Source organism: Duganella sp. CT11-25 (genome assembly GCF_047302815.1).
Taxonomy (GTDB): domain Bacteria; phylum Pseudomonadota; class Gammaproteobacteria; order Burkholderiales; family Burkholderiaceae_D; genus Rugamonas.
Genome location: NZ_JBKBFD010000001.1, coordinates 1,425,171 through 1,451,241, shown reverse-complemented (window position 1 = coordinate 1,451,241; position 26,071 = coordinate 1,425,171). Strand labels below are relative to the sequence as shown.

Annotated in this window: 20 protein-coding genes; 10 read left to right on the top strand and 10 right to left on the bottom strand. The window is 64.6% G+C overall.

What is annotated here, in order from left to right; translation table 11 throughout:
- Positions 1-37 precede the first annotated feature (37 nt).
- From ACEN9F_RS05875 to ACEN9F_RS05865, 3 genes are all read right to left on the bottom strand, one after another.
- Positions 38-1,006, bottom strand: coding sequence for an MBL fold metallo-hydrolase (locus ACEN9F_RS05875; protein WP_413418761.1), 969 nt, complete (start codon positions 1,004-1,006; stop codon positions 38-40).
- Between the two features lie 84 nt (positions 1,007-1,090).
- The gene (locus ACEN9F_RS05870; RefSeq protein WP_413418759.1) at positions 1,091-1,714 is read right to left on the bottom strand and encodes a response regulator; all 624 of its coding nucleotides are present in this window, start codon (positions 1,712-1,714) and stop codon (positions 1,091-1,093) included.
- An 82-nt stretch (positions 1,715-1,796) separates the two neighbouring features.
- Positions 1,797-2,705, bottom strand: a complete 909-nt coding sequence (locus ACEN9F_RS05865; RefSeq protein ID WP_413418757.1) for a LysR family transcriptional regulator — start codon at positions 2,703-2,705, stop codon at positions 1,797-1,799.
- Positions 2,706-2,836: 131 nt separating this feature from the next.
- On the opposite strand from ACEN9F_RS05865, the gene gcl reads away from it, so the two are divergent.
- The 7 genes from gcl (at position 2,837) to ACEN9F_RS05830 (ending at position 11,529) form a co-directional block, all read left to right on the top strand.
- A complete protein-coding gene (gcl, locus tag ACEN9F_RS05860; protein WP_413418755.1) occupies positions 2,837-4,612 on the top strand; it encodes a glyoxylate carboligase in 1,776 nt (591 codons plus the stop codon).
- An 11-nt stretch (positions 4,613-4,623) separates the two neighbouring features.
- On the top strand, positions 4,624-5,403 hold the full coding sequence (hyi, locus tag ACEN9F_RS05855) for a hydroxypyruvate isomerase (RefSeq protein WP_413418753.1): 780 nt from the start codon (positions 4,624-4,626) through the stop codon (positions 5,401-5,403).
- A gap of 70 nt (positions 5,404-5,473) precedes the next feature.
- Positions 5,474-6,361, top strand: a complete 888-nt coding sequence (locus ACEN9F_RS05850; protein ID WP_413418751.1) for a 2-hydroxy-3-oxopropionate reductase — start codon at positions 5,474-5,476, stop codon at positions 6,359-6,361.
- On the top strand, positions 6,361-7,629 hold the full coding sequence (locus ACEN9F_RS05845; protein ID WP_413418749.1) for a glycerate kinase: 1,269 nt from the start codon (positions 6,361-6,363) through the stop codon (positions 7,627-7,629). The genes ACEN9F_RS05850 and ACEN9F_RS05845 overlap by 1 nt, the downstream gene beginning before the upstream one ends.
- A 14-nt stretch (positions 7,630-7,643) precedes the next feature.
- Positions 7,644-9,083 carry a pyruvate kinase gene (gene pyk / locus ACEN9F_RS05840; protein WP_413418747.1) on the top strand — a complete coding sequence of 480 codons (1,440 nt, stop codon included), beginning with the start codon at positions 7,644-7,646 and terminating at the stop codon, positions 9,081-9,083.
- Positions 9,080-9,925, top strand: coding sequence for an urea transporter (locus ACEN9F_RS05835; protein WP_413418745.1), 846 nt, complete (start codon positions 9,080-9,082; stop codon positions 9,923-9,925). Before pyk ends, ACEN9F_RS05835 begins: the two co-directional genes overlap by 4 nt.
- 116 nt (positions 9,926-10,041) lie before the next feature.
- Positions 10,042-11,529, top strand: a complete 1,488-nt coding sequence (locus tag ACEN9F_RS05830) for a hypothetical protein (RefSeq protein ID WP_413418743.1) — start codon at positions 10,042-10,044, stop codon at positions 11,527-11,529.
- On the opposite strand, the gene ACEN9F_RS05825 is transcribed toward ACEN9F_RS05830, so the two are convergent.
- The 7 genes from ACEN9F_RS05825 to ACEN9F_RS05795 form a co-directional block, all read right to left on the bottom strand.
- Entirely contained in the window at positions 11,522-12,142 is a 621-nt protein-coding gene (locus ACEN9F_RS05825; RefSeq protein ID WP_413426978.1) for a substrate-binding periplasmic protein, read from the bottom strand. The two genes, ACEN9F_RS05830 and ACEN9F_RS05825, sit on opposite strands and share 8 nt — an antisense overlap.
- Positions 12,143-12,281: 139 nt before the next feature.
- Positions 12,282-13,604: a guanine deaminase gene (guaD, locus tag ACEN9F_RS05820; protein ID WP_413418741.1), complete on the bottom strand. Its 1,323-nt coding sequence runs from the start codon at positions 13,602-13,604 to the stop codon at positions 12,282-12,284.
- Positions 13,601-14,677, bottom strand: coding sequence for a xanthine dehydrogenase accessory protein XdhC (gene xdhC / locus ACEN9F_RS05815; protein WP_413418739.1), 1,077 nt, complete (start codon positions 14,675-14,677; stop codon positions 13,601-13,603). Before xdhC ends, guaD begins: the two co-directional genes overlap by 4 nt.
- A 1-nt stretch (position 14,678) precedes the next feature.
- Positions 14,679-17,024, bottom strand: a complete 2,346-nt coding sequence (xdhB, locus tag ACEN9F_RS05810) for a xanthine dehydrogenase molybdopterin binding subunit (protein ID WP_413418737.1) — start codon at positions 17,022-17,024, stop codon at positions 14,679-14,681.
- Positions 17,021-18,511 (bottom strand): xanthine dehydrogenase small subunit, encoded by a 1,491-nt coding sequence (gene xdhA / locus ACEN9F_RS05805; protein WP_413418735.1) that lies wholly within the window; start codon positions 18,509-18,511, stop codon positions 17,021-17,023. The genes xdhB and xdhA overlap by 4 nt, the downstream gene beginning before the upstream one ends.
- Positions 18,504-20,279 carry an allantoate amidohydrolase gene (locus tag ACEN9F_RS05800; RefSeq protein ID WP_413418733.1) on the bottom strand — a complete coding sequence of 592 codons (1,776 nt, stop codon included), beginning with the start codon at positions 20,277-20,279 and terminating at the stop codon, positions 18,504-18,506. Before ACEN9F_RS05800 ends, xdhA begins: the two co-directional genes overlap by 8 nt.
- Before the next feature lie 195 nt (positions 20,280-20,474).
- Positions 20,475-21,410, bottom strand: a complete 936-nt coding sequence (locus tag ACEN9F_RS05795) for a LysR substrate-binding domain-containing protein (protein WP_413418731.1) — start codon at positions 21,408-21,410, stop codon at positions 20,475-20,477.
- Between the two features lie 221 nt (positions 21,411-21,631).
- Here ACEN9F_RS05795 and ACEN9F_RS05790 point away from each other — a divergent pair, with 221 nt between their 5' ends.
- From ACEN9F_RS05790 to ACEN9F_RS05780, 3 genes are all read left to right on the top strand, one after another.
- Positions 21,632-22,906, top strand: a complete 1,275-nt coding sequence (locus tag ACEN9F_RS05790; RefSeq protein WP_413418729.1) for a urate hydroxylase PuuD — start codon at positions 21,632-21,634, stop codon at positions 22,904-22,906.
- A gap of 13 nt (positions 22,907-22,919) precedes the next feature.
- Positions 22,920-24,545 carry an HAL/PAL/TAL family ammonia-lyase gene (locus tag ACEN9F_RS05785; RefSeq protein ID WP_413418727.1) on the top strand — a complete coding sequence of 542 codons (1,626 nt, stop codon included), beginning with the start codon at positions 22,920-22,922 and terminating at the stop codon, positions 24,543-24,545.
- 210 nt (positions 24,546-24,755) lie between these two features.
- A complete protein-coding gene (locus ACEN9F_RS05780) occupies positions 24,756-26,057 on the top strand; it encodes an NCS2 family permease (RefSeq protein ID WP_413418725.1) in 1,302 nt (433 codons plus the stop codon).
- Positions 26,058-26,071 lie beyond the last annotated feature (14 nt).

Genomic DNA, 26,071 nt, shown 5'->3' with positions numbered 1-26,071 from the left:
ACGATAGGAACACTCCTGCCAAAAGGCTAGTTCCGACTTAGGGCTGAGGGAGCGGTGCCCCGTCATAGTTAAGCGGCAGCCATTCGTATTCGCCGTTGCGGCGGCGGATGTGGCCGAGGCCGGGGAAGGCGATGTGCGCGGCGCCGACGACCAGGTGCCGGCTGGCGGCCATCCGCAGCAGGCTGGCGCGCGTGGCCTGCGCCTCGGCTGCGCTGCTGTCGTACTTGACGGTGGCGGCCGGGTGCGGCAGCTGGATCGCCGAGACGTGCACGATGTCGCCCCAGATCAGCAACTGCTGTCCACGGCTGGTCACCAGGTAGCTGGCGTGGCCGGGCGTGTGGCCGGGCGCGGGCAGCGCCTCGATGCCCGGTTCCAGCGGGCCGAAGCTTGCATAGGGCTGGAAGCGGCCGCCGGCCTGGTAGGGCGCGACGGCGGCCTGGGCGGCGTCGAAAAAGCTCGACAGGAATGCCGGCGCCCTGGCCTTGTTGGCGGGTGTGAGCCAGTAGTCGGCCTCGGCCTGCGACAGCCGCAGCACGGCGTTGGGGAAGGCGCCGACGCCGCCGGCGTGGTCCTTGTGCAGATGGGTGATGAGGATTTCATCGACCTGTTCCGGCTGGTAGCCGGCGGCGCGCAGGTTGGCCGCCAGCTTGCCGCAGCAGTCGCCGTACAGCGCGCCGGCGCCGGTGTCGACCAGGATCAGCTTGTTGCCGGTGTTGATCAGGAAGGCGTTGATCGAGCCTTGCACGGGCGGCTGCAGGTCGGCGTCCGCCAGGTCCTTGCCGATCTGGGCCGGGGTGATGTTGGTCATCACGGTGTCGATGGGGAAGGCGTGGGTGCCGTCGGACAGGGCGGTGATTTCAACATCGCCCAGCATCATGCGGTAGTAGCCGGGCGCCTGGGTCCTGACCAGCGGCGCGGCAGCGTGGCAGGCAAGCGGCGCCAGCACCGCGCCGGCCAGCAGCAGGCTGGCCAGCAATGGCGCGATGAGTTTTTTGTGCTGAGTCATGGAGGTATCCTTCTATGGCAACGATGAGGGGTCGATGCTAATGGAAGGCGGGGCGCGGCGCACCTGTCCTGAATGCAGGGCTGATCAGTTCAGGTTGACCAGTCCCCGCCTGGCGGCCACCATCGCCGCCTCGGTGCGGGTGCAGACGTTGAGCTTGGCCATGATGCTCTTGACGTGGAACTTGACGGTGCCGACGCCGATGCCGGCGGCGCGCGCGATCACCTTGTTGCTCATGCCGGTGGCCAGGTGGCCGAGGATGTCGCGCTCGCGCGGCGTCAACTGGTTGCCCTGGATGCGGCTGGCCAGCTTGACGGCCAGTTCCGGCATCATGAACTTGCGGCCCGACATGACGGTGCGCAGGCCGGTCATCAGGATATCGAGCGATGCGCTTTTCAGCATGTAGGCGTGGGCGCCGGCGCGCATGCTGCGGTCGAGGTCGTCCTCGCCATCGTGGCCGCTGAGGACGACGACCTTGGCCGAGGGCTGCTGCGCGCGGATGCGGTTGATCGCTTCGATGCCGTCGCAGCCGGGCAGGTTCAGGTCCATCAGCACCAGGTCGGGGCGCAGGCGGCCGCACATCTCCAGCGCCTGCTCGCCGCTGCTGGCCTGGCCGAGCAAGGTGAACTTGTCGTCGGCTTCGATCATGGAGGCCATGCCGGCCCGGATCAGCGGATGGACGTCGGCGATGACGACAGAGGCGGTATTCATGGTCGGGCTCCCGGTTGAGTTGATGAGTCATTCTCGTCAACCTTGCCTGTCCCGTATAGCTATACGAAGGTATGGTATGCGTTCAGCTGGTGAGCCAGTAGTCCGGCCGCGCGTAGATCTCCTTCAGCATGTCGATGAAGAAGCGCACCTTGGCCGGCAAATGCCGCTGCTGCGGATAGACGGCCAGGATGTCGTACTGCGGCAGCGCGTAGTCGTCCAGCACCGTGATCAGTTCCCCCGACGCCAGCTGCGACTGGATCTCCCATGAAGAACGCCACGCCAGCCCGAGTCCCTCGGTGGCCCAGCGGTGCAGCAGTTCGCCGTCGTTGCAGTTCAAATTGCCGTTGGCGCGCACCGTCACCTGCCTTCCCTGGTCCTGGAAATACCAGCCGCGCTGCTGGCCGCCCTGCAGGTTGAAGGCCAGGCAGTTGTGCCTGGCCAGGTCGTCCAGCGTGCGCGGGATGCCGTTGCGGTCGAAATAATCCGGCGTGCCGCACACCACGCGCCGGTTGCTCGCCAGCTTGACCGCCACAAAGCTTGGATCGATCACGCCGCCGATGCGGATGCCGACGTCGTAGCCGTCCCGGACCAGGTCGACCACGCGGTCGGTCAGGTTGAACGAAATCTGCACGTCGGGATGGGTGCGCACAAAGCCCGACGCATGGGGCGCGACGTGCTTGCGTCCGAACGCCGCCGGCGCCGACACGGTCAGGTGGCCGGTGGCGCGGTGGCGTCCCTCGGACACCATGCGGTCCGCATGCCCCATGTCCGCCAGCAGCTTGCGGCAGTGGTCCAGGTACAGCGTGCCCTGTTCGGTCAGCGTCAGGTGGCGGGTGGTGCGGTGCATCAGCTTCACGCCCAGGCGCTTCTCCAGGGCGTCGATGCGCCGTCCCAGCATCACGGGCGTGATGTTCTGGCCCAGCGCCGCCCGCGTCAGGCTGCCTTGTTCGGCCACGTCAACGAAGGCCTCGATTTGCGTGAGTTTGTCCATGATCAGATTATTCCACACTTATTCAATACTTTGGGTATCGAATAATACGAGATTTTGTCTTCTTATCACGGCCCTGCTTTGCCGTTACGATAACTCCATCACATTCAATATTCATCAACAGGGGAATCAGCATGGCACGGATGACAGCAGCACAGGCGGCGGCAATCGTTTTGGAAAAAGAGGGCGTGAACCAGGTGTTCGGCGTTCCGGGCGCCGCGATCAACCCATTCTATGCGGCATTGAAGAAGCAGGGCAGCGCCAAGCATACCCTGGCGCGCCACGTCGAAGGCGCCTCGCACATGGCCGAGGGCTATACCCGCGCCAAGGCCGGCAACATCGGCGTCTGCATCGGCACTTCCGGCCCCGCCGGCACCGACATGATTACGGGCTTGTATTCGGCGCAGGCCGACTCCATACCTATCCTCTGCATTACCGGCCAGGCGCCGCGCGCCCGCCTGTACAAGGAAGACTTCCAGGCAGTCGACATCGAATCGATCGCCAAGCCGGTCACCAAGTGGGCGGTGACGGTGCGCGAGCCGGCGCTGGTGCCGATGGTGTTCCAGCAGGCTTTCCACATCATGCGTTCCGGCCGTCCCGGTCCGGTGCTGGTCGACCTGCCGTTCGACGTGCAGATGGCTGAAATCGAATTCGATCCGGACACCTACCAGCCGCTGGAACCCTACAAGCCGAAGGCCACCCGCGCGCAGATCGAGAAAGCGCTGCAGATGCTGAACGACGCCGAGCACCCGCTGATCACGGCGGGCGGCGGCGTGATCAACGCCGATGCGTCCGACCTGCTGGTGCAGTTCGCCGAGCTGACCGGCGTGCCGGTGGTGCCGACGCTGATGGCGTGGGGCGCGATCCCGGACGACCACAAGCTGATGGTCGGCATGGTCGGCCTGCAGACCAGCCACCGCTACGGCAACGCCACGCTGCTGGCGTCGGACTTCGTGTTCGGCATCGGCAACCGGTGGGCCAACCGCCATACCGGCACCATCGAGGTGTACACCAAGGACCGCAAATTCGTCCACATCGATATCGAGCCGACCCAGATCGGCCGCGTGTTCGGCCCTGACTTCGGCATCGTTTCCGACGCCGGCGCCGCGCTGAAGCTGATGATCGAAGTGGCCACCGAATGGAAGGCCGCCGGCAAGCTGAAAGACCGTTCGGCCTGGGTGGCGCAGTGCCAGGAGCGCAAGCGCACCATGCAGCGCAAGACCCACTTCGAGCAGGTGCCGGTCAAGCCGCAGCGCGTGTACGAAGAGATGAACAAGGCGTTCGGCCGCGACACCTGCTACGTCAGCACCATCGGCCTGTCGCAGATCGCCGCCGCGCAGTTCCTGCACGTGTACAAGGAGCGCAACTGGATCAACTGCGGCCAGGCCGGTCCGCTGGGCTGGACCATCTCCGCCGCGCTGGGCGTGGCCACCGCCGATCCGAAGCGCAAGGTGGTGGCGATTTCGGGCGACTACGACTTCCAGTTCATGATCGAGGAGCTGGCCGTCGGCGCGCAATTCAAGGTGCCTTACCTGCATGTGGTGGTCAACAACTCCTACCTCGGCCTGATTCGCCAGGCGCAGCGCGGCTTCGACATGGACTTCTGCGTGCAGCTGTCGTTCGAGAACATCAATGCGCCTGAGCTGAACGGCTATGGCGTCGATCACGTGGCCGTGGTGGAAGGCCTGGGCTGCAAGGCCATCCGCGTTCTCAATGCGGACGACCTGCCGGCCGCCTTCGAGCAGGCCGCGAAGTGGATGGAGGAGTACCGCGTGCCGGTGGTGGTGGAAGTGATCCTGGAGCGCGTGACCAACATCGCCATGGGTACCGACATCGACAAGATCAATGAGTTCGAAGAGCTGGCGCTGCGTGGATCCGACGCGCCGACCTCGATCGTCTTGATGGACTGAGAGGAAACGACATGACCAAACTTGCAGCCAACCTGACCATGCTGTTCACCGAGGTGCCGTTCGTCGAGCGCTTCGAAGCGGCCGCCCGCGCCGGCTTCCAGGCGGTGGAGTTCCTGTTCCCTTATGCGTACAGCGCGCGCGACCTGTCCGAGCGCCTCAAGGCCAATAAGCTGGAACTGGTGCTGCACAACCTGCCGGCCGGCCAATGGGAAGCCGGCGAGCGCGGCATCGCCTGCCACCCGGACCGGGTCACCGAGTTCCGCGACGGTGTGTGGACCGCGATCGCCTACGCCAAGGAGCTCGGCGTCAAGCAGCTGAACTGCCTGGTCGGCATCGTGCCGCAGGGCGTGACCCGGCAGGACGCGCAGGTCACGCTGGTGGACAACCTGCGCTTTGCGGCCGATGCGCTGAAGGACGAGGGCATACGCCTGTTGATCGAACCGATCAACACCTACGATATTCCCGGCTTCTTCCTGACCAATACCAGGCAGGCGGCGGCGCTGATCGAGGCCACCGGTTCGGACAACCTGTTCATCCAGTACGACATTTACCACATGCAGCGCATGGAGGGCGAACTGGCGAACACCATCAAGGCGTACCTGCCGCTGATCCGCCACGTGCAACTGGCGGACAACCCGGGCCGCAATGAACCCGGCACCGGCGAGATCAACTACCGCTACCTGTTCGGCCAGCTGGTAGCGCTGGGCTACGACGGCTGGATAGGCTGTGAATACAAGCCGCGCACCACGACCGAGGCAGGCCTGGGCTGGCGCGCCGCCCACGGCGTGTAACTACCACCGCAGTGTCGTTCCCGCCCGCGCGGGAGCGACGAGCTAACTTATCTATCAAAGGAAAAATATCATGTCCCGCATTGGATTTATCGGTCTTGGCATCATGGGCGCGCCGATGGCGCAGCATCTGCAAAACGGCGGCCACAAGCTGTACCTGCACGACATCAAGAACCCGCCGTTCGCGCTGGTCGAAGGCGGTGCCACGGTTTGCACCTCGGCCGCCGAAGTGGCGGCGCGCGCCGATGTCATCATCGTCATGGTGCCGGACACCCCGCACGTGGAAGACGCGCTGTTCGGCGCCGAAGGTGTGGCCAAGGGCCTGCGTCCGAACACCATCGTGGTCGATATGAGCTCGATCTCGCCGATCGAAACCAAGAAGTTCGCCGCGAAGATCAACGCGCTGGGCGCCCAGTACCTCGATGCGCCGGTGTCCGGCGGCGAAGTGGGCGCCAAGGCGGCCTCGCTGACCATCATGGTCGGCGGCCCGGAAGCGGCGTTCGAGATCGTCAAGCCGCTGTTTGAACTGATGGGCAAGAACATCACGCTGGTCGGCGGAAACGGCGACGGCCAGACCACCAAAGTCGCGAACCAGATCATCGTCGCGCTGAACATCCAGGCCGTGGCCGAAGCGCTGCTGTTCGCCTCCAAGGCCGGTGCCGATCCCGCCAAGGTGCGTACCGCGCTGATGGGCGGCTTCGCCAACTCGCGCATCCTGGAGGTGCACGGCGAGCGCATGGTCAAGCGCACCTTTACGCCGGGCTTCCGCATCGCGCTGCACCAGAAGGACCTGAACCTGGCGCTGCAAGGCGCCAAGGCCATGGGCATCTCGCTGCCGAACACCGCGATGGCGCAGGAACTGATGAACGCCTGCGCCGCCAACGGCTTGAGCGGTATGGATCACTCGGCGCTGTGCCGCGCGATCGAGATCATGTCGAACCACCAGATCGCGGAAGCGTAATGGCCACCTTCAATCCACGTCAATTCCTGCTCGATCTGTACGGCAGCGCGGTGGACGCCGTCAGTGCGGAGAAGTGCCTGCCGTCGTTCCTGCCGGAGCCGCCGAAAAACGGCCGCACGCTGGTGATCGGCGCGGGCAAGGGCGCGGCCGCCATGGCGCGCGCGGTCGAGCGGCACTGGAAGGGCGACATCTCCGGCCTGGTGGTCACGCGCTATGAGCATGGCGTGGACTGCGAGCGCATCGAGGTGATCGAGGCGGCGCACCCGGTGCCGGACGAGGCGGGGCTTGCCGCCGCCGGCCGCATGATGGAGATGGTGCGGGGACTGAGCGAGAACGACCTGGTGCTGTGCCTGATCTCCGGCGGCGGATCGTCGCTGCTGGCGCTGCCGGCGCCCGGCATCACGCTGAAGCAGAAGCAGACGCTGAACCGCGCGCTGCTCAAGAGCGGCGCCGCCATCTCCGAGATGAACTGCGTGCGCAAGCACCTGTCGGCGATCAAGGGCGGCCGCCTGGCGCTGGCCTGCGCGCCGGCGCGCGTGGTCACGCTGCTGATTTCCGACGTGCCGGGCGACGACCCAGGCGTCATCGCCAGCGGCCCGACCTTGCCCGATCCGACCACCTGCGCCGATGCGCTGGCGGTGCTGCGCAAGTACGAGATCGCGATTCCCGACAGCGTGCGCGAGCACCTGGAGTCCGGCGCCGGCGAAACGCCCAAGCCGGGCGACCCGCGCTTTGCCCGCAACAGCCACCACGTGATCGCGATTGCGCAGGATGCGCTGGAAGCGGCCGCGGCGCATGCCAGCGCGGCCGGCATCACGCCCTACATCCTGTCCGACGGCATCGAGGGCGAGTCGCGCGACGTCGCCATCGTGCATGCGGCCATGGCCAGGCAGGTGGCGGCGCGCGGCCAGCCGTTCCAGAAGCCTTGCGTCATCATCTCCGGCGGCGAAACCACGGTGACGGTGCGCGGATCGGGACGCGGCGGACGCAACGCCGAATTCCTGCTCAGCCTCGCGGTGGCGCTGGACGGCCATCCCGGCATCCACGCCGTGGCCTGCGACACCGATGGCATCGACGGCTCGGAGGACAACGCCGGCGCCCTGTACGGACCGGATTCGCTGGAACGCGGCCTGTCGCAGAAGCTGCGCGCCAAGACACTGCTGGAAAACAATGACGGCTACGGCTACTTCAGCGCGTTGAACGACCTGGTGGTCAGCGGCCCGACGCGCACCAACGTCAACGATTTCCGCGCCGTTTTAATTCTGTAAATGAGGAACACATAATGCGACGTCAACGCCAGGCCAAAATAGTGGCCACGCTGGGACCATCCAGCAGCAGCAAGGAGGCCATACAGGCCTTGTTCGAGGCCGGAGTCGATGTATTCCGCTTCAATTTCAGCCACGGCACCCACCAGGATCACCAGGCGCGCTGCAATATCGTGCGCGAGATCGAGCGCAAGGTCGGCCGTCCCATCGCCATCATGGCGGACCTGCAGGGACCGAAGCTGCGCATCGGTACTTTCGCGGTCGGCAAGATCACGCTGTCCGCCGGCCAGGAGTTCACGCTGGACCGCGATACCATGGCCGGCACCCAGGACCGCGTTTGCCTGCCGCATCCCGAGCTGTTCGAAGTGATCGCGGCGGGGCAGTCGCTGCTGCTCGACGACGGCAAGGTAAAGCTGGCGGTGTTGGCCAACGACGGCCGCAGCATCCGTACACGGGTGCTGAACAACGGCACGCTGTCGGACCGCAAGGGTGTCAACGTGCCCGATGTGGTGCTGCCGATTCCATCGCTGACCGAGAAGGACCTGCGTGACCTGGATTTCGCGCTGGAGATGGGCGCGGACTGGGTTGCCTTGTCCTTCGTGCAGCGGCCGGAGGATGTGCTGCAGGCGCGCGCCATCGTCGGCACCCGCGCGGCGCTGATGTCCAAGCTGGAGAAACCGGCGGCGATGGATACGCTGGACGCCATCGTCGAGGTCTCGGATGCGGTGATGGTGGCGCGCGGCGACCTGGGCGTGGAACTGCCGCCGGAGCAGGTGCCGGGCGCGCAGAAGCGTATCGTGCGCGCCTGCCGCCAGCAGGGCAAGCCGGTGGTGATCGCGACCCAGATGCTGGAATCGATGATCACCTCGCCGGTGCCGACCCGCGCCGAGGCGTCGGACGTCGCCAGCGCGATCTATGACGGCGCCGATGCGGTGATGCTGTCGGCCGAATCGGCCAGCGGTGCCTATCCGGTCGAAGCGGTCGCCATCATGAGCCGCATCATCGTCGAGGTGGAGAAGGATCCGCTGTACCGCCAGATCATCGACGCGCAGAACCAGGCGCCGCTGCCCACCAGCGGCGACGCCATCTGCTCGGCCTTGCGCGATGTCTCCAGCATCGTCGGCGCGGTGGCGACGGTGACCTACACCAGTTCCGGCCACACCAGCCTGCGCGCCGCGCGCGAACGGCCGATGGCGCCCATCCTCAGCATCACGCCGAACCTGTCCACCGCGCGGCGCCTGGCCGTGGTGTGGGGCGTGCATTCGACCGTGAGCCAGGATGTGCGCAATATCGACCGCATGGTCAGCTCGGCGTGCCAGGCCGCGCTGCGTGAAGGCTTCGGCCAGCCGGGCGACCAGATCGCCATCACGGCCGGCGTGCCGTTCGGCCAGCCGGGCAGCACCAACCTGCTGCGCATCGCGCAAATCTGGCCGGACGACGAACCTGTCGCGGCGTGATCCTATCGTCGTCGCGCGGCGCTGCGGTTCCCCTGGTACTGCAGCGCCAGTTGGTTGGAATAGGGCAGATCTACTTTCAAGCCACACCCGTATTCGGCGCGGTGCTGCTGTTTTGCCTGTACCTGAGCGGGCCGATACTGGCTGCGGGGGCGGTGCTGGGTGTTTCTGTCGCGTCGCTGGTGGCTTGGGCGCTTGAATATGCGAAAGCGGACCGTGACAAGGGCCTGTTCAGTTTCAACGGTGCGCTGAGCGGGATTGGACTATGCGCCTGCTATGAGGCTGGATGGCCGCTGTGCGTCGCGATCGTGCTGGCCGGTGCGCTGACCGCGATTTTTTCCCGTTGCGCGCAGCTTTGCAAACTGCCTGTATTGACCTCCGGTTTTGTGCTCGTCATGTGGCTGGCGATCGTCATGGCGCCGGTGCCTGGGTTGACGCCGCGCTCCTATGCGGGTTGTCGCCTTGCGGACGAAACCCTGCTGTTCTGCGCGTGGGCGCAAGCCAGTTTTGTTCCTTCCGCCTGGTTGGGATGCCTGCTGTTGGCGAGTACAGCCTGGTTGAGCCGGCGCGCCTCGTTGTGGGTTCTTGGTGCGGGAATCGCCGTGTGGGCGGTGGCCTCGACCGGCATCGGCATACGCGGTCAAGTGGCCGATATTGCAATGAACTGCATGCTGACGGCGCTGGGGCTCAGCGTTTATCGCTTTCCGCATGGCTTGCGCGTTGCCGGAATTGTGCTGGGCGGTTTGCTGGCGTGGATCATGGGGCAATTGGGTATGCCATGCCTTACGCTGCCGTTCATCCTGGCGACATGGTCGGTATTTATGGTACGGGTGACTATTCGATAGACTTTTCCATTGGGAAATAAGTATGATGCGTTCCATAATTTTTACCCTACTGGAAACGCATGCTTGCTCCACCTCCACCACCACCTCCTCCTCCTCCAGCACCGGCGCCATCGCCGGTGCCCATCACCCTCGACGATCAGAAAAAGATCGCTGAAATTGCCAAACTGAACACCGAAAAACTGAAAACGCTGGCTGGATTGTCGGTCGGCGTCGCCAGCACGGTCGGATTGGTCACGGTCTTTATCTACTGCTTCTTCGTGGCGCGCTTCTTTCCCTCGGGTTTGAAGGCGGGCGACACGGTGTTCTTCGTGTTCGCGATGCTGGGCCTGGCGCTCACGGGATTGATCATTGCTGGATTCGGCATGCTGGTCTTTGCTCCCTGGATTACCAGGCGTGCCGGCGCGCATACCGGCTGGATATTTGGACTGGCCTTGTCCGCGCTGGTTTGCGCGCTAGCGGTACGGGGTATGCTCGCCAACTCTGGCGCTGCTGGCAGCTTGGCATTTATTGCTGCTTCCGCGATCGCCGTCGTCGCACTGGCGGTCAATATCGGCAGCGCCTGGGAGCTTCACAAGGATTTTTCCGACTTCTTGAGTTTTTCCCCGCTTGGACTGATATTTGCTGCGGCGATCGGGTATATCTCCCTTCATTTAGTCGATGGCTTTGAGGCGTTCAAACTGATCGCCGGCGTCCTGCTGAGTGGCATGTGCGTTACGATGGGGATCGATCTGCTCGATGTCCCGACCGCGACGACGGTGGAGGCGATGGAAAAAAATAAACGCAAGCTGCGTGGTTCGGCGATACTCATCCTGGTGGGTTGCCTGTTGCCGTATATTGCCTGCGGCCGTGAAGAACAAATGCTGCGCTATGTGATGACGGGCATGGGGGTTTATACGAAAGAGGCGACGATCATTGTCAATAAAGCCGCTTTCGGGAAGCTGCAGGCCGCTGCGGACTCCAAGGGCATCTTGCTGTACAGCTGCAGGATGGATGACGAGAACATCGCGGTCAGCAAAGTTCGGGTCTGGTGGCACGGCGTCGGCGACCGCAGCTACGTGGGACTCGGACAACAGGACGAGGCGACCCGGATCGAGCTCGATAGCGCGGGCGTGCGCAAGTCGGAAAGCAAGGAGCAGACTTCCTGCATTGAACTTCGCCGCGGTATCTATTTTGATTCGAATATGTCGGACCTGAAGCAGTCTCAGTGGGACGTTGCGCAACCAGTCATCTCCAAGTTCCTGAGCGCCAAGGCCAAGGACGACAACTTGTTCATTATCGGCTACGCGGATCCGATGCCGCGCAACCGGGACGACAATATTTCATTGGCACGTGACCGCGCCTGCGTGGTCTATCGCAAGCTCGATGAGGCCAAGCTCATTCCAGATACGCCGGTACAAATCGATATCCGCGGCGATATGCACGGTATGGAAGCGTGCGATGTCAAAAATGATCCCAATCGCGAACGAGCCTGCGAAGCGCGAAACCGCCGCGTTGAACTACGGCTGGTTGGCGCCAAAGGTGGAGATGTCGTCATGTCCGCCGCTGCAGGCGCAGCGGCGGTATGCGAAAAGCTAAAGGATGGGAAGCCAGCGAAACTTAATTAAGGCCATATTTTGCCAGGATGCGCTGCGAGGTGCCGTCGTCGTCCATCGCCGCTTTGGCGCGCTGGAATCGCTGGACGGTGTCGTCGTCGACATCCAGCGAGCCGGCCAGCCATGCGGTGGTGCTGCGGACCGGCTGGCTGACGTGGAAGTCTTTCTCGCCATCGCGGGCCTTGAGCGAGCTCTGGATGATGAATTTTTCGCCGAACGCGGCATCGGTCATGCCTTCCAGCAGAAAGCGATGAATTTCATCGACCGAGCTGGCTTCGATCAGGTTGTGGTAGCCGAGCTCCTGCAGCATGATGGCTTGCGCGGCGCCGCGCAGCGTGGCAATGCGGCTGGCCTTCATCGATTCCGGATGCCGGATATCGAATTTGCTGCCGCGCCGCGCGAGGAACAGGTAGCGCTCCTCGTACATCGGCGCCAGCCAGCGGAATTTGGCTTCGCGCTCCGGCAGGCGGGTGAGCGGGAAGATCGCGGTGACGGGCATCGTCGTCGCCAGGAACAGCGCGCGCTTCCAGGGCACAAACTCCACCTTCGGGGATAACCGCATGCGCTTGCAGAGTTCCTCCAGCAGCTCGTTCAGGGCGCCTGGATTCTTGCCGCCGCCCTCGATGACGAGCGGCGGCAGGTTGGTGGTGACGCCCGCAACTGCCCGGCTCCCGCCGCGAGGAGCGAACCGGGAGCGCAGCCGAGCATCAAGGCGAGGTTGAGTAATATGCGCCGCTTCATGCGCATATCGTAACCGATTCTCTTCAGTCCCGGCGCAGATGCACGGCCTGACCTGCCGCGTAGGTGGCGCAGATGGCGCGGTCGTCGCCCAGCATGGCGATGGCGAACAGCAGTTCTTCGATCGAATCGGTGCGCTCGGTGCGGCGCGCCAGCAGCGGCGTGGCTTTCGGATCGAGGATGATGAAGTCCGCTTCGGCGCCGGCGACGAAATTGCCGATCGTGCCTTCCAGCTGCATGGCGCGGGCGCCGCCCAGCGTGGCAAGGTAGAACATGCGCATCGCCTGCAGGTAGGTGCCGGCCATGCGCGCCACCTTATACGCCTCGTTCATCGTTTGCAGCATGGAGAACGAGGTGCCGCCGCCGACGTCGGTCGCCAGCGACAGCGGCACCTTCTGCGCATCGGCGCGCTCGAAGTCGAACAGGCCGCTGCCCAGGAACAGGTTGGAAGTCGGGCAGACCGAGATCGCCGATTGCGTCTCGCCCATGCGGGCGCGGTCGGCGTCGTCCAGCCAGATGCAGTGGGCGTACATCGAGCGCGGACGCATCATGCCGAAATGGTCGTAGACGTCCATGTAGCTGCGGGCGTTGGGGAACAGCGACCTGACCCACGCCACTTCGTCGGTGTTTTCCGCCACGTGGGTTTGCAGGAAGGTGTCCGGATAGGCGCGCGCCAGCTCGCCGGCCAGTTCCAGCTGGCCTTCGGTGGAGGTCGGGGCGAAGCGCGGCGTGATCGCGTACAGCTGGCGGCCGCGCTTGTGCCATCGCTTGATCAGCTCTTCCGTTTCGCGGGCGCCGGATTCGGCGGTGTCCTGCAGGAAGTCGGGGCAGTTGCGGTCCATCAGCACCTTGCCGGCGACCATGCGCAGGTTGCGCCTCTCGCTTTCGGCGAAGAAGGCGTCCACCGATTGCGGGTGCACGGTGCAGTAGACCATGGCGGTGGTGGTGCCGCAGCGGGTCAGTTCATCGAGGAAGAAGCTGGCCACGCTGGCGGCGTGTTCCGGGTCCGAGAAGCGGCGCTCGGTCGGGAAGGTGTATTTTTCCAGCCATGGCAGCAGGCCCGGCGCCGGCGAGGCGATCATGTCGGTTTGCGGATAGTGGACGTGGGTGTCGATAAAACCCGGCATGATGATCTTGCCGCGATGGTCATGCAGCGGCGTACCCTCGGGCAGGAAGCCGATCAGCTGCTTGAAGTCGCCGGCCATGTGCACCTTGCCGTCGTTGACGATCAACAGGCCGTCCTCGTGCCACATGCAGGCGTTGTTGTGATAGGCCGGGTCGTCGCTGAAGTGCAGCAGGCTGGCGCGGTAGGCCTGGAAGGCGCCGCTGTTGATGATGATGCTGGTCATGCTGTTTCCTTGATTCCTGATATTGTGGTGCTGCGGGCGATGGAGGGCGCGGCCGCCGCAGCCTCCCATACCTGCACTAGTTGTGCGGCGACGGACAGGGCGATGACGGCCGGCGCCTTGTCGTGTATGCCGGGCAGGCCGATGGGGCAGGTCATGTCGGCCATGCGGGCAGCCGGGATGCCGCGCTCCTGCAGGCGGCGCTCGAACGACACGCGCTTGGTCTTGGAGCCGATCAGGCCGAACCAGGTGAAGTCGGTGCGGCGCAGGATATGCTCTGACAGCGTCTGGTCCAGCGTGTGACTATGGGTCAGCACCAGGAAGGTGGCGCCTGGCGGTGCTTCCTCCACCACCGCTTCCGGCGTATCGGTCGCCTCGACGCGCACGTTGGCCGGCACGATGGTCGGGAACATGTCGTCGCGTTCGTCGACCCACACCACCTGGCAAGGCAGTTCGGCCAGCGTGCGCACGATGGCCGCGCCGACGTGGCCGGCGCCGAACAGGTACAGGCGCGGACGATACGGCAGGCAGGCGTCGATCAGCCAGCGATGGCCGAAATCGTCGATGCGTACCTTGCAGTCGATGCCTGGGCCGGGAGCGGCCAGCCGCGCCGGGCCGGGGCCCGATACGTGCGCGCCGGCCGCGTCATAGATGCTGGCGGGTTCCGCGCAGTCCAGCGGCACCAGGCGCCAGCTGTCGACGCCGTCGCGCCAGCGGCGCATCAGCGCGCCGAAATGCTCGCCGGCTTCCGGCATGATGCGTTCAAACGCCAGGTGCACCACGCCGCCGCAGCATTGGCCCAGACTGGGGCCGAGCGGGAAGCGTTCAAGCCGGCGTTCGGCATGGAGATCGCCGGCCGGCATGGCCAGCATCTCGCGGGCGATGCCGGTGGCCACCTGTTCGAGATGGCCGCCGCCGATGGTGTCGAAGGCGTGATACTGGGTGATCAGCATCTTGGCGCCAGGTTCGCGCGGCGCCGAGCCGGCGACCTGCGCCACGGTGACCAGCACGCGCGGCACGGCCTTGCTGGCCGCCGCCGTCAGCGCGTTGAGGGGGAAGGGCATGCTATTCGACATATCAGCACCGCTCCTGGACCGCGCTGATGGCGTTCAAGATGGATTCGCTGGTGGCAGGCGCGCGCAGCGGTGGATTATACTTGTGATCGGCCACGCTGGAGCAGGCGTCGCGGATCGCCAGGAACACCGAGAACGGCAGCAGCAGCGGCGGTTCGCCGACCGCCTTGGAGCGGTGGATGCTGTCGGCGACGTTGCGGTTCTTGAACAGGCGGACATCGAAATTCTCGGGACAGTCCGATATGCCGGGAATCTTGTAGGTCGACGGCGCGTGCGTCATCAGCTTGCCGGCAGGGTTCCACCACAGTTCCTCGGTGGTCAGCCAGCCCATGCCCTGTATGAAGGCGCCTTCGACCTGGCCGACGTCGATGGCCGGATTCAGCGAGTTGCCGGCGTCGTACAGCGCTTCGGCCTTGAGCAGCTTCCACTCGCCGGTCAATGTATCGACCACCACTTCCGACACCGAGGCGCCGTAGGCATAGTACGAGAACGGATTGCCGCTCATGGTCTTCGGATCCCAGTGCAGGCCGGGCGTGGCGTAGAAACCGTCCGACCACAGCTGGATACGGGCCATGTAGGCCTTCTGCACCAGCTCCGGGAACGGGATCACATGATCACCGACATGGACGAAGTTGGCCTCGAAGCGCACGCTGTCGGCATCGCCGTCGTGCCGCTTGGCGGCGAATTCGGCCAGCCGCTTGCGGATGGTGTTGGCCGCGTCCTGCGCCGCCTTGCCGTTCAAGTCGGCGCCGGTGGAGGCCGCGGTGGCCGAGGTGTTGGCGACCTTGCTGGTATCGGTGGCGCTGGCGCGCACCAGCGCCAGGTCGATGCCCAGTTCATGCGCCACCACCTGGCATACCTTGGTGTTGATACCCTGGCCCATTTCGGTGCCGCCGTGGTTGACCAGCACCGAGCCGTCCGTGTAGACGTGTACCAGCGCGCCGGCCTGGTTGAAGTGGGTGACGTTGAAGGCGATGCCGAACTTCACCGGCGTCAGCGCCAGTCCGCGCTTCAGCACTTTGCTGGTCGCGTTGAAGGCGTTGATCTCGTCGCGGCGCTTGCGATAGCCGCTTTCTTCTTCCAGCTGCGCGACAAGTTCGTGGATGACGTTGTCGACCACTTTCTGCTGGTACTGCGTGACGTTGCGGCCTTCTTCGTCGTTACGGCCGTAGAAATTGATCTTGCGGACGTCCAGCGCATCCATGCCCAGGTTGCGCGCGATTTCGTCCAGGATGTATTCGATCGCGATGGCGCCTTGCGGGCCGCCGAAGCCGCGGAAGGCGGTGTTCGACTGCGTGTTGGTCTTGCCGGCCATGGCGCGGATGTCGACGTCGGCCAGATAGTAGGCGTTGTCGAAGTGGCAGACGGCGCGCGTGGCGACCGGCGCCGACAGGTCGGCCGAGTAGCCGGCGCGCGACACCATCTCGACCTTGGCGGCGACGATGCGGCCGTCGTCGCCGTAGCCCATCTCGTACTCGTAGTAGAAGCAGTGGCGTTTGCCGGTGACCATCATGTCGTCGTCGCGGTCCGCGCGCAGCTTGACGGGCCGGCGCAGGTGCGCGGCCGAGATGGCGGCGCATGCGGCCCACAGCGCCGACTGCGATTCCTTGCCGCCGAAGCCGCCACCCATGCGGCGGCACTCGACGACGATGTCGTGCGAATGGCGGTGCAGGGCGTGTGCGACGACGTGCTGCATTTCGGTCGGGTGCTGGGTCGAGCAGTAGATCAGCATGCCGCTGCCTTCCTTCGGAATGGCATACGAGATCTGGCCTTCCAGGTAGAACTGCTCCTGGCCGCCGACGTGCAGTTCGCCTTTCAGCTTGTGCGCGGAGCGCTCGAACGCAGCTTGCGCGTCGCCGCGCGCCAGGTGCATCGGCGGGACGACGAAGGACTGTGCGTCGCGGGCGGCTTGCGGCGTCAGGATGGCCGGCAGCTCTTCATATTCGATGACGGCCTTCTTGACGGCGCGGCGGGCGTTGTCGTGCGAATCCGCCACCACGATGAAGATGGGCTGGCCGATATATTGGACCAGGCCTTCGGACAGGATGGGGTCATCGTGAATGATAGGGCCGCAATCGTTGACGCCCGGGATATCCTTGTGCGTATAGACCGCCACCACGCCGGGCATGGCCTTGACGGCGTCGAAGTTCATCGACAGGATATTGGCGTGCGCCTTGGACGAGATGCCCAGCGCGGCGTGCAGCGTGCCTTGCGCTTCGGGGATGTCGTCGGTGTAGGTGGCTTCGCCCAGCACATGCAGCACCGCCGATTCGTGCGGATGCGACTGGCCGACTTCGGCCCATGCCATGGGGACGGGCTGCGTCAGGAATGCTTCCGATTTGCTGTTCATGCTGTCAGCGCTCCTTCGGCGTAGTGGTAGGCGTTGATCGATTGCAGCGGCTGCGCCGAGTCGGGATTGGTCTCCAGCCAGTAGCGCTGCAGCAGGTTTTGCGCGGTCTTCATGCGGTAGGCGGCGGTGGCGCGCATGTCGCTCAGCGGCGTGTAGTCCTGCGCCAGCGCCCGCATGGCCAGCCTCATGGTCGCCTCGTCCCAGCGCTTGCCGTTGACGGTCGCTTCGGCCAGCGGCGCGCGGCGCGAGGTCGCGGCCATGCCGCCGTAGGCGATGTGGGCATCGCTGACCACGCCGTCCTTCAGCGTGAAGGCGAAGGCGGCGCAGACGGCCGAGATGTCCTGGTCGTAGCGCTTGGCCAGCTTGTAGGTGCGGAAGTGGATGTCCGTGCGCGGCAGCGGGATGCGGACGGCTTCGACGAATTCGCCCGGCTGCCAGTCCTTCTTCATGTAATCGAGGTAGAACTTCTCCAGCAGCATGGAACGCTGGCCCCGATCGCTGCGGATGACGATTTCCGCACCCAGCGCGATCATCCACGGCGCCGAATCGCCGATTGGCGAGCCGTTGGCGACGCTGCCGCCCAGTGTGCCGGTGTTGCGGATCGGCTGAGAGGCGAAGCGCTGCCACATTTCGTGCAGCTCTTCCTTGTAGTGCTTGCAGACGGCTTCGTATGCGTCGTTGAGCGAGACGGCCGCGCCGATGGTCAGCATGCCGTTGCGCTCTTCCATGTGATGCAGTTCGCGCACCTGGCGCACATAGATGATGTCGCCCAGGTTGCGCATCTGCTTGGTGACCCACAGGCCGACGTCGGTCGAACCGGCGACGATGGTGGCGGTGGGCTTGTCGGCGCGCAGCGCGGCCAGTTCGGCCAGCGTGCGCGGTGCGTAGAAGGTTTGGCCATCGTGGCTATAGCTGTACATCTCGGTGCGCTGGATGGTTTGCAGCGAGGCTTTCAGCGCCTCGCGGTCGAAACTGACGGGCGGCAGCTCGCTCATGCGGCGCGCGGCTTCAATGATGGGGCGGTAGCCGGTGCAGCGGCACAGGTTGCCCGACAGGGTTTCGTCGACGGTCTTGCGGCAGGGCGGCGCGGTCCGGCCCTCCTGTTTGAGGTACAGGCTCCATAAGGACATGGCGAAGCCCGGCGTGCAGAAACCGCATTGGGAGCCGTGGCATTCCACCAGGGCTTCCTGCACCGGGTGCATGCCGCCGTTGGGCTGCTTCAGGTCTTCGATGGTGAAGACGGCCTTGCCATCCAGCGTGGGCACGAACTGGATGCAGGAGTTGACCGACTTCATGGCCACTTCACCGTCCGGCTGCAGCTCCGCCACGACCACGGTGCAGGCGCCGCAGTCGCCTTCGGCGCAGCCTTCCTTGGTGCCGGTGCAGTGCAGGTCTTCGCGCAGATGCTGGAGCAGGGTGCGGGTTGGCGCGCCGCCTTCGACGGCACGGACTTCGCCGCGGTAGAAGAATCGAATAGGTTCAGACATGATTGCTCCGCAATGACGGGGTTTGGAACTGGCGCAGGAAGTCCAGGAAGATCTGTGCCGATACCTCGGCGTCGTCCGCCGTCATGGTTTCCAGCGGGTTGTGGCTGATGCCGCCATTGCCGCAGCGCGTGAACAGCATGGCGACATCGGTCATGCGGGCCAGCGCCATGGCGTCGTGGCCGGCGCCGGACGGCAGCTCGAAGACTTCGATGCCGGCGCGCTCGGTGGCGGCGGCGATCTGCCTGACCAGCCACGGCGCGCACGGCGCGGCCGGGGCCTGCATGATCTTGGTGATCTTGAGGCCGATCTGGCGCCGCGCGCACACGGCTTCGGCCTGGTTCAGGATATCGGTGACGGCGGCGTCGCGGGTGGCGTCGTCGGCTGCGCGGATGTCGAGCGACAGCTTGCAGGCGCCGGGGATCACGTTGACCGAGCCGTCCGGCACGTGCAGCTGACCGACGGTACCGACCAGCGAACGTTCGCGGCCGCAGCGGTCTTCCACGTACAGCACAATCTCGGCGGCGGCAGCGGCGGCGTCCTTGCGCATGATCATCGGCGTGGTGCCGGCGTGGCTGGCGAGGCCGGTCAGTTCGACCTGGTAGCGGCAGCTGCCGGCGATCGAGGTGACCACGCCGGTCGGCAGGCCCTTGCCCAGCAATACCGGGCCTTGTTCGATGTGGACTTCGACGAAGGCCAGCACGTCCTCCGGCTTGCGCGCGACCGACGCGATCCTGCCGACGTCGTGTCCCGCCTCGGTCAACGCGCTGCGCATGGTGATGCCTTGCGCGTCGGCCTTGTCCAGCAGGGCCAGGTCGAACTGGCCGATGACGGCGGTGCTGCCCAGGAAGGTGCTTTGATAGCGCACGCCTTCTTCTTCGGAGAAACCGATGATCTCCAGGTTGAACGGCAGGCGTTCGCCGCGTTCGTGCAGATGCTTGACGACGGCGATCGGCAGCAGGATGCCTTCGCGGCCGTCATACTTGCCGCCGTTGCGCACGGTGTCGTAATGCGATCCTGTCAGCAGCGTCTTGGCGCCCGGCTGGTCCGACTTGTAGCGGCCGACGACGTTGCCGACCGGGTCGATCTCCACTTCCATGCCGGCTTCGCGCATCCATGTCGCCAGCTGCGCGGCGGTCTTGCGGTGCGCGTCGGTCATGTAGGCGCAGGTCAGGTTGCCGACGTCGTCGCTCCAGGCGCCGATCACTTCCGACCATTCCATGATCTGCGGGCCGAATTGCAGGTTCAGCTCCATCAGCGCATTGAGGCGCATTTCGGCGATGCGGCCGATCTGGCGCAGGCACTCGGCCAGTTCGTCGTCGCGCTGCGAGCGCAGGCGGCGGCTGAAGGCGGCGATGATCTCATGCCGCGTCAGTCCGCCACCGGTCGGGCCCTTGACCGCGAGGATGAAGGGGAAGCCGAACTTGCTGTTGTAGTCGGCGTTCAGCTTGTGCAGCGTGGCCAGTTCGTCGGCGCTGCAATGCGTCAGGCCGGCCTGCGCCTGTTCGCCGGTGGATTCCGCCGTCAGTTCGCCGGCCAACGCGGCTTTGCCTGCCAGCTCGGGATGGGCGCGGACCAGGCCGAGTTGTTCTTCTTCGCTGGCGTTGCGGACCACGGCTTGCATGGCCTGCTTCAGTGCCGCTGTCGTGATGAAGGGGCGTTGTGCGGCGGCGCGTTGCGGTATCCATGGCGAGTGTTCGTACAAGCCATGCAGCAGCGAGGTGAATTCGTCGGCGCTGCAGTTGTTCAGGTGGTGCAGAGTGATGGTCATTGTTGTGCAGGCGGCGCCTGTCTCCTCTTGTTGGGCCGCTGGGGGAACGGCGCTTGATATAAGAGGAATAATATAGTGCGGGGGCGATTGTTATATACGCCCGGAGCCATAATCGCACTCAGCCCGGGCTTATGGGAAGTGTTGTCGGCGTGCGACGCCGACGGCCGATTTCCAGGCGATGAGCTAGGCGGTGAGCTAGGCGGTGAGCGCGTGCGCGGCCTGCGTGACGAGGTCGCGCAGCCACTTGTGCTCCGGCGCGTGATGCACCCGCTCGTGCCACAACTGGTAGAAGCGCATGGGCGGGAAGCGCAGCGGCACGGTGTAGGTCTTGATCGGCAGGTTGCGCTCGTAGAAGCGCAGGTACTGGCGGCCCGTGGTCAGCACCATGTCGGTCTGCGTCAGCATGTAGGGAATCAGGCTGAAATACGCCGATTCCACCACCACGTTGCGCTGGTGGCCCTGCTGCGCCAGGAAGCTGTCGATCACGCCGTGGAAGCCGGGCAGCGTGGGCGAGGGCGCCACGTGCGGCAGGCTCAGATAGTCGTCCAGCGTCATGTCGTTGGCGCCGGTGCGCTTGGCGTAAGGGGCGTCGGCGCGCATGGCGCAGACGATGGGATCGTCAAACAGCCGTGACAGGTGCAGGTGCTCCGGCGGTTCCGCCCAGTTGCCGATCAACAGATCGAGTTCGCCGTCCGACAGCATGCGCACCGAGTCGACTTCCGCGCCCAGGCTGTGGATGATGACGCGGCTTTTCGGCGACTCGCGTCGCAAGCGCGCCACAACGTTGGGTAGAAATTGCACGTCCAGGTAGTCCGGCGCGCCGATGCGGAAGGTGCGGCTTTCCTCCTGCGAGGCGAACGGCGTCTTGTGCAGGAACAGTTGTCCGACCTCGTCGAGGATACGCTTGGCGGGCTTCTTCAAGCTCTCGCCGTGCTGGGTCGGCACCATGCCGCGCCCGCCCCGCACCAGCAGGGGATCGCCGGTCAGCTCGCGCAGTTTTTGTAGCGCGGCCGAGACAGAGGGCTGGGTTTGATCGAGTTTCATCGCTACGCGGGTGACGTTTTTCTCGCATAGCAGCATGTACAGAATGCGTATCAGGTGCAGGTCTAAATGGTCGGGAAGTTGTGCCATGGTGGTATGTCTATAACTGTGAGCCTATTTTTAATATACGGCCACTGCGATAAGAAAAGCCAGAATTAGTTTATCGTTCGTCCTACACCATGCGCGTTCGCGTGTGGGTTCAATCGGTCGCAGCGGAGCTCTCAACGGTTCGCGGCCAAAAGGGGACATCTTCCCCGTCGTCTGGAGCGCCCGCGGTGGCAGACGAGCTTAAATCCAATGAAGAGGAAGACATGGAATTGCTCGCTTACGGCGTGGATTGGCTCAATCTATTGGTGCGCTGGCTGCACCTGATCACCGGGATTGCGTGGATAGGCGCATCCTTCTATTTCGTTTGGCTCGACAACAGCATCCGTCCGCCCAAGCCGGGTTCCGACCTGGCGAAAAAGGGTGTGTCGGGCGAGCTGTGGGCCGTTCACGGCGGCGGCTTCTACAACCCGCAGAAATACCTGGTGTCGCCGGCCGAGCTGCCGTCGGACCTGCACTGGTTCAAGTGGGAGGCATACGCCACCTGGATCTCCGGCTTCTCGCTGCTGTTCATCGTCTACTACTTCAACGCCTCGGCGATGATGATCGACAAGTCGGTCGCGGACCTGACGCAGTGGCAAGCGATCGGCGTCGGCCTCGGTTCGCTGCTGTTCGGCTGGGTGGTCTACGACGCGCTGTGCCGCTCGCCGCTGGGACAGAAGGAGGGCTTGATGGGGATCGTGATGTTTGTCTTCATCGTCGCCATGGCCTATGTACTGACCAAGTTCCTGAGTGGCCGCGCCGCCTACATCCACGTCGGCGCCATGATCGGCACCATGATGGTCGGGAATGTGCTGATGCTGATCATTCCGGGCCAGCGCAAGCTGGTGCAGGCGATGGAGCAGGGCAAGTCGCCCGATCCTATCCACGGCAAGAAGGCCAAGCAGCGCTCGGTACACAACAACTACTTCACGCTGCCGGTGCTGCTCATCATGATCAGCAACCACTATGCGATGACCTACAGCCACGCCTATAGCTGGGCGCTGCTGGGCGCGATCATCGCGGCCGGCGTCCTGATCCGCCACTTCTTCAACCTGCGCCACCACGGCCACAACGCCTGGGGCTTCCCGGCCGCCGGCGTGGCGATCCTGGCCGCCGTCGCCGTGGTAATCGCGCCGCGTCCCGCAACGGCACCCGTGCCGGCGTCCGCTTCGGCGCTTGCCGCCGCGCCCGGCGCCGCCGGCGACGCGCACGGCGCAGCACTTGCGACGGCCGCGCCGACCGCTCCAGACATGGCCCGCGTCCAGGCCATCGTCAACCAGCGCTGCGCCAGCTGCCATTCGGCTCAGCCCACGCAGCCCGGCTTTGCCACCGCGCCGGCCGGCATCATGCTGCACACGCCGGAACTGATCCACCAGAACGCGGCAAAGCTGAACCAGCAGGCCGTGGTGCTGAAGGCTATGCCGATCGGGAATATGACCAACATGACGCCGGAAGAGCGCGCCGAAATCGGCGCCTGGTTCGCGGCCGGTGCGAACTGAGAGAGAGACTGATATGACTACCACCACCATCAATGGCTTCAACCTGACGGCCGCGCAAGTCGTCGCCGTCGCCCGCAACCACGCGATCGAAGTGAACCTGGCCGCATCGTCGCGCGCCGCGCTGAAGGAAAGCCGCGACTATATCGAGTCGACCTGGATGCACGACGAGGCGCCGATGATGTACAGCTTTAACACCGGCGTCGGCCTGCTGAAGGACACCCGCGTCAAGGTGCGGGACATCGAACTGTTCCAGACTCAGCTGATCAAGGCGCACGCCTGCGGCATGGGCGAGCCGTTCTCCGAGGAGGTCAGCCGCGCCACCATGCTGTTGCGCGCCAACGCCTTCGCCAGTAACTACTCGGCGCCGCGCGTCGAAGTGGTGGACCGCCTGCTGGCCTTCGTCAACGCCGGCATCCACCCGATCATGCCGCAGAAGGGCTCCGTCGGCGCCTCCGGCGACCTGGCGCCGCTGGCCTACCTGGCCGCCGCCATCGCCGGCTTCGACGAGGCGGAAGTGATGTACCAGGGTCGCCGCATGCCGGCGCCGGAAGCGATCGTCGCCGCCAATGTCGGCCCGATCAAGTTCGGCCTGAAGGCCAAGGATGCGTCGGCGCTGATCAACGGCTGCACGGTGTCGCTGGCGGTGGCGCTGCTGGCCGCTTCCGATGCGCGCAACATGCTGTCGGACGCCTGCCTGTCGCTGGGCCTGACGCTGGAAGCGATGCGCGCCGAAATGGCGGCCTTCGATCCGCGCATCCATGAAGCGCGTCCGCACGCGGGCCAGATCAAGACCGCCGCCATCGTGCGCCACCTGCTGCAAGGCTCGACCCGCACCACGCACGAGGCGCGCGCGGTGCAGTTCCCGGAAGAGTCGCGCCGCACCGATATCCCCTACACCGCCCGCATCCAGGACGTGTACTCGCTGCGCTGCGCGCCGCAGGTCTACGGTCCGGTGTTCGATGCGCTGGATTACATCGACACCATCCTCGACAAGGAGGTGAACTCCGCCACCGACAATCCGCTCATCTTCGGCAAGGACGGCGGCGGCTTCGAGATCATCTCGGGCGGTAACTTCCACGGCCAGTACCTGGCGCAGGCCATGGACCTGCTGGCGATGGCGGTGGCGGACCTGGGCAGCATCGTCGAGCGCCGCGTCGCGCGCCTGATCGACCCGACGCTGTCGTGGGGCCTGCCGCGCAACCTGATGTCCGGCGTGCGCGGCGTGAACACCGGCTACCCGGTGATGCAATGCTCGCTCAGTTCCCTGGTGATGGAGAACCGCACGCTGTGCATGCCGGGCAGCGTCGACTCGATTCCGGCCAAGGGCAACAGCGAAGACCACGTGTCCAACTCGACCTGGTGTGCCCGCAAGGCGGCCACTGTGGTATCGAACACACAATACATTGTCGGCGTAGAAATGTTATTGGCGTCGCAAGCGTTGACCATGACGGAAAACCTGCTGCCCGGTTTTGTGCTCGGCGCGGGCACGCAGGCGGCCTACGACGCGGTGCGCAGCCAGATCCCGGCCAGCCTGGAAGGTGACCGCTGGTTGCACGACGACCTTGAAATGGCGCGTTCCTTCATCGTCAGCGGCTCGGTGCGCAAGGCGGTGGAGGCGAAGATCGGCGATTTCGTTTAACCGACATTACGCGAAGCGATAGGAGGGACAGCAAGGGACTACGCCGTAGGCGATACGGCGCGTCCCGACTGTTATAGGCCATAACAGATAGCAGGTATGCCACCAAACCAATTTCATCAAGTGGCCCCTGAGATAAGGTCAACGCTGATTGTTCCCATGTTTAATCGGCGGATGACAAAGATAAGAAGTTAATTAGAACACGGAGACGACATGTTAATTCTAGAGAAGTTATTCAAGCTAAAAGAGAACGGTACAGACGTGCGCACCGAATTGGTCGCAGGCCTGACGACCTTCCTGACGATGGCGTACATCATTTTCGTCAATCCCTCCATCCTCGGTGACGCCGGCATGCCCAAGGGCGCTGTCTTCGTCGCCACCTGTATCGCGGCCGCATTGGGCTGTCTGATTATGGGCCTGTACGCAAACTATCCGATTGCGATGGCGCCGGGCATGGGGTTGAACGCTTATTTTGCCTACGTGGTGGTCAAGGGCATGGGCATGCCATGGGAAATGGCGCTGGGCGCGGTATTCATTTCCGGCTGCCTGTTCCTGTTTGTCAGCATATTCAAATTGCGGGAGATGATCGTCAACGGCATCCCGCATTCGATCCGCACCGCGATCACGGTGGGCATCGGCCTGTTCCTGGGACTGATCTCGCTGAAGAGCGCGGGCATCGTCATCAGCAGTCCCGACACGCTGGTCAAGGTCGGCAACCTGCATGCGCCGACGACGCTGCTGGCCATCTTCGGCTTCTTCGTGATCGTCGCGCTGGACCGCCTGAAGGTCAAAGGCGCGATCCTGATCGGCATCATGGTGGTGACGGTGCTGAGCTTCTTCGTTGCCGGCAACCAGTTCAACGGCGTGGTCGACATGCCGCCTTCGCTGGCGCCGACGCTGTTCAAGCTTGACTTCATGGGCGCCTTGTCGGTCGGCCTGCTGAACGTGGTGCTGGTGTTCTTCCTGGTTGAACTGTTCGACGCCACCGGCACGCTGATGGGCGTGGCCAATCGCGCCGGCCTGCTGGTCAACGGCAAGATGGAACGCCTGAACAAGGCGCTGCTGGCCGACAGCACGGCGATCCTGGCCGGCTCGATGCTGGGCACCTCCAGCACCACCGCCTACATCGAAAGCGCGGCCGGCGTGCAGGCGGGCGGCCGCACCGGCCTGACCGCGGTGGCCGTCGGCGTGCTGTTCCTGGCCTGCCTGTTCATTTCGCCGCTGGCCGGCGTGGTGCCGAGCTATGCGACCGCGCCCGCGCTGTTGTATGTCTCGTGCCTGATGCTGCGCGAGCTGGTTGAAATCGACTGGAGCGACACCACCGAAAGCGTGCCTGCCGCGATTGCGGCGCTGACCATGCCGTTCACGTATTCGATCGCGCTGGGCGTGGCGTTCGGCTTTATTTCGTATGCGGTGCTGAAGCTGATGACCGGCCGCGTGCGCGAAGTGCGTCCCGTGATCTGGGCCATCGCCTGTGTATTCACCTTCAAGTTCGTCTACCTCGGCGCTGGCTGAGACAAAAAACCAAG

Coding starts and splice junctions, on each gene's coding strand:
- ACEN9F_RS05875 (WP_413418761.1), bottom strand. CDS start 1,006: ATGACTCAGCACAAAAAACTCATCGCGCCATTGCTGGCCAGCCTGCTG.
- ACEN9F_RS05790 (WP_413418729.1), top strand. CDS start 21,632: ATGGAATTGCTCGCTTACGGCGTGGATTGGCTCAATCTATTGGTGCGC.
- gcl (WP_413418755.1), top strand. CDS start 2,837: ATGGCACGGATGACAGCAGCACAGGCGGCGGCAATCGTTTTGGAAAAA.
- ACEN9F_RS05870 (WP_413418759.1), bottom strand. CDS start 1,714: ATGAATACCGCCTCTGTCGTCATCGCCGACGTCCATCCGCTGATCCGG.
- xdhC (WP_413418739.1), bottom strand. CDS start 14,677: ATGTCGAATAGCATGCCCTTCCCCCTCAACGCGCTGACGGCGGCGGCC.
- hyi (WP_413418753.1), top strand. CDS start 4,624: ATGACCAAACTTGCAGCCAACCTGACCATGCTGTTCACCGAGGTGCCG.
- guaD (WP_413418741.1), bottom strand. CDS start 13,604: ATGACCAGCATCATCATCAACAGCGGCGCCTTCCAGGCCTACCGCGCC.
- ACEN9F_RS05795 (WP_413418731.1), bottom strand. CDS start 21,410: ATGGCACAACTTCCCGACCATTTAGACCTGCACCTGATACGCATTCTG.
- ACEN9F_RS05800 (WP_413418733.1), bottom strand. CDS start 20,279: ATGACCATCACTCTGCACCACCTGAACAACTGCAGCGCCGACGAATTC.
- ACEN9F_RS05845 (WP_413418749.1), top strand. CDS start 6,361: ATGGCCACCTTCAATCCACGTCAATTCCTGCTCGATCTGTACGGCAGC.
- ACEN9F_RS05865 (WP_413418757.1), bottom strand. CDS start 2,705: ATGGACAAACTCACGCAAATCGAGGCCTTCGTTGACGTGGCCGAACAA.
- xdhA (WP_413418735.1), bottom strand. CDS start 18,511: ATGTCTGAACCTATTCGATTCTTCTACCGCGGCGAAGTCCGTGCCGTC.
- ACEN9F_RS05850 (WP_413418751.1), top strand. CDS start 5,474: ATGTCCCGCATTGGATTTATCGGTCTTGGCATCATGGGCGCGCCGATG.
- xdhB (WP_413418737.1), bottom strand. CDS start 17,024: ATGAACAGCAAATCGGAAGCATTCCTGACGCAGCCCGTCCCCATGGCA.
- ACEN9F_RS05785 (WP_413418727.1), top strand. CDS start 22,920: ATGACTACCACCACCATCAATGGCTTCAACCTGACGGCCGCGCAAGTC.
- pyk (WP_413418747.1), top strand. CDS start 7,644: ATGCGACGTCAACGCCAGGCCAAAATAGTGGCCACGCTGGGACCATCC.
- ACEN9F_RS05780 (WP_413418725.1), top strand. CDS start 24,756: ATGTTAATTCTAGAGAAGTTATTCAAGCTAAAAGAGAACGGTACAGAC.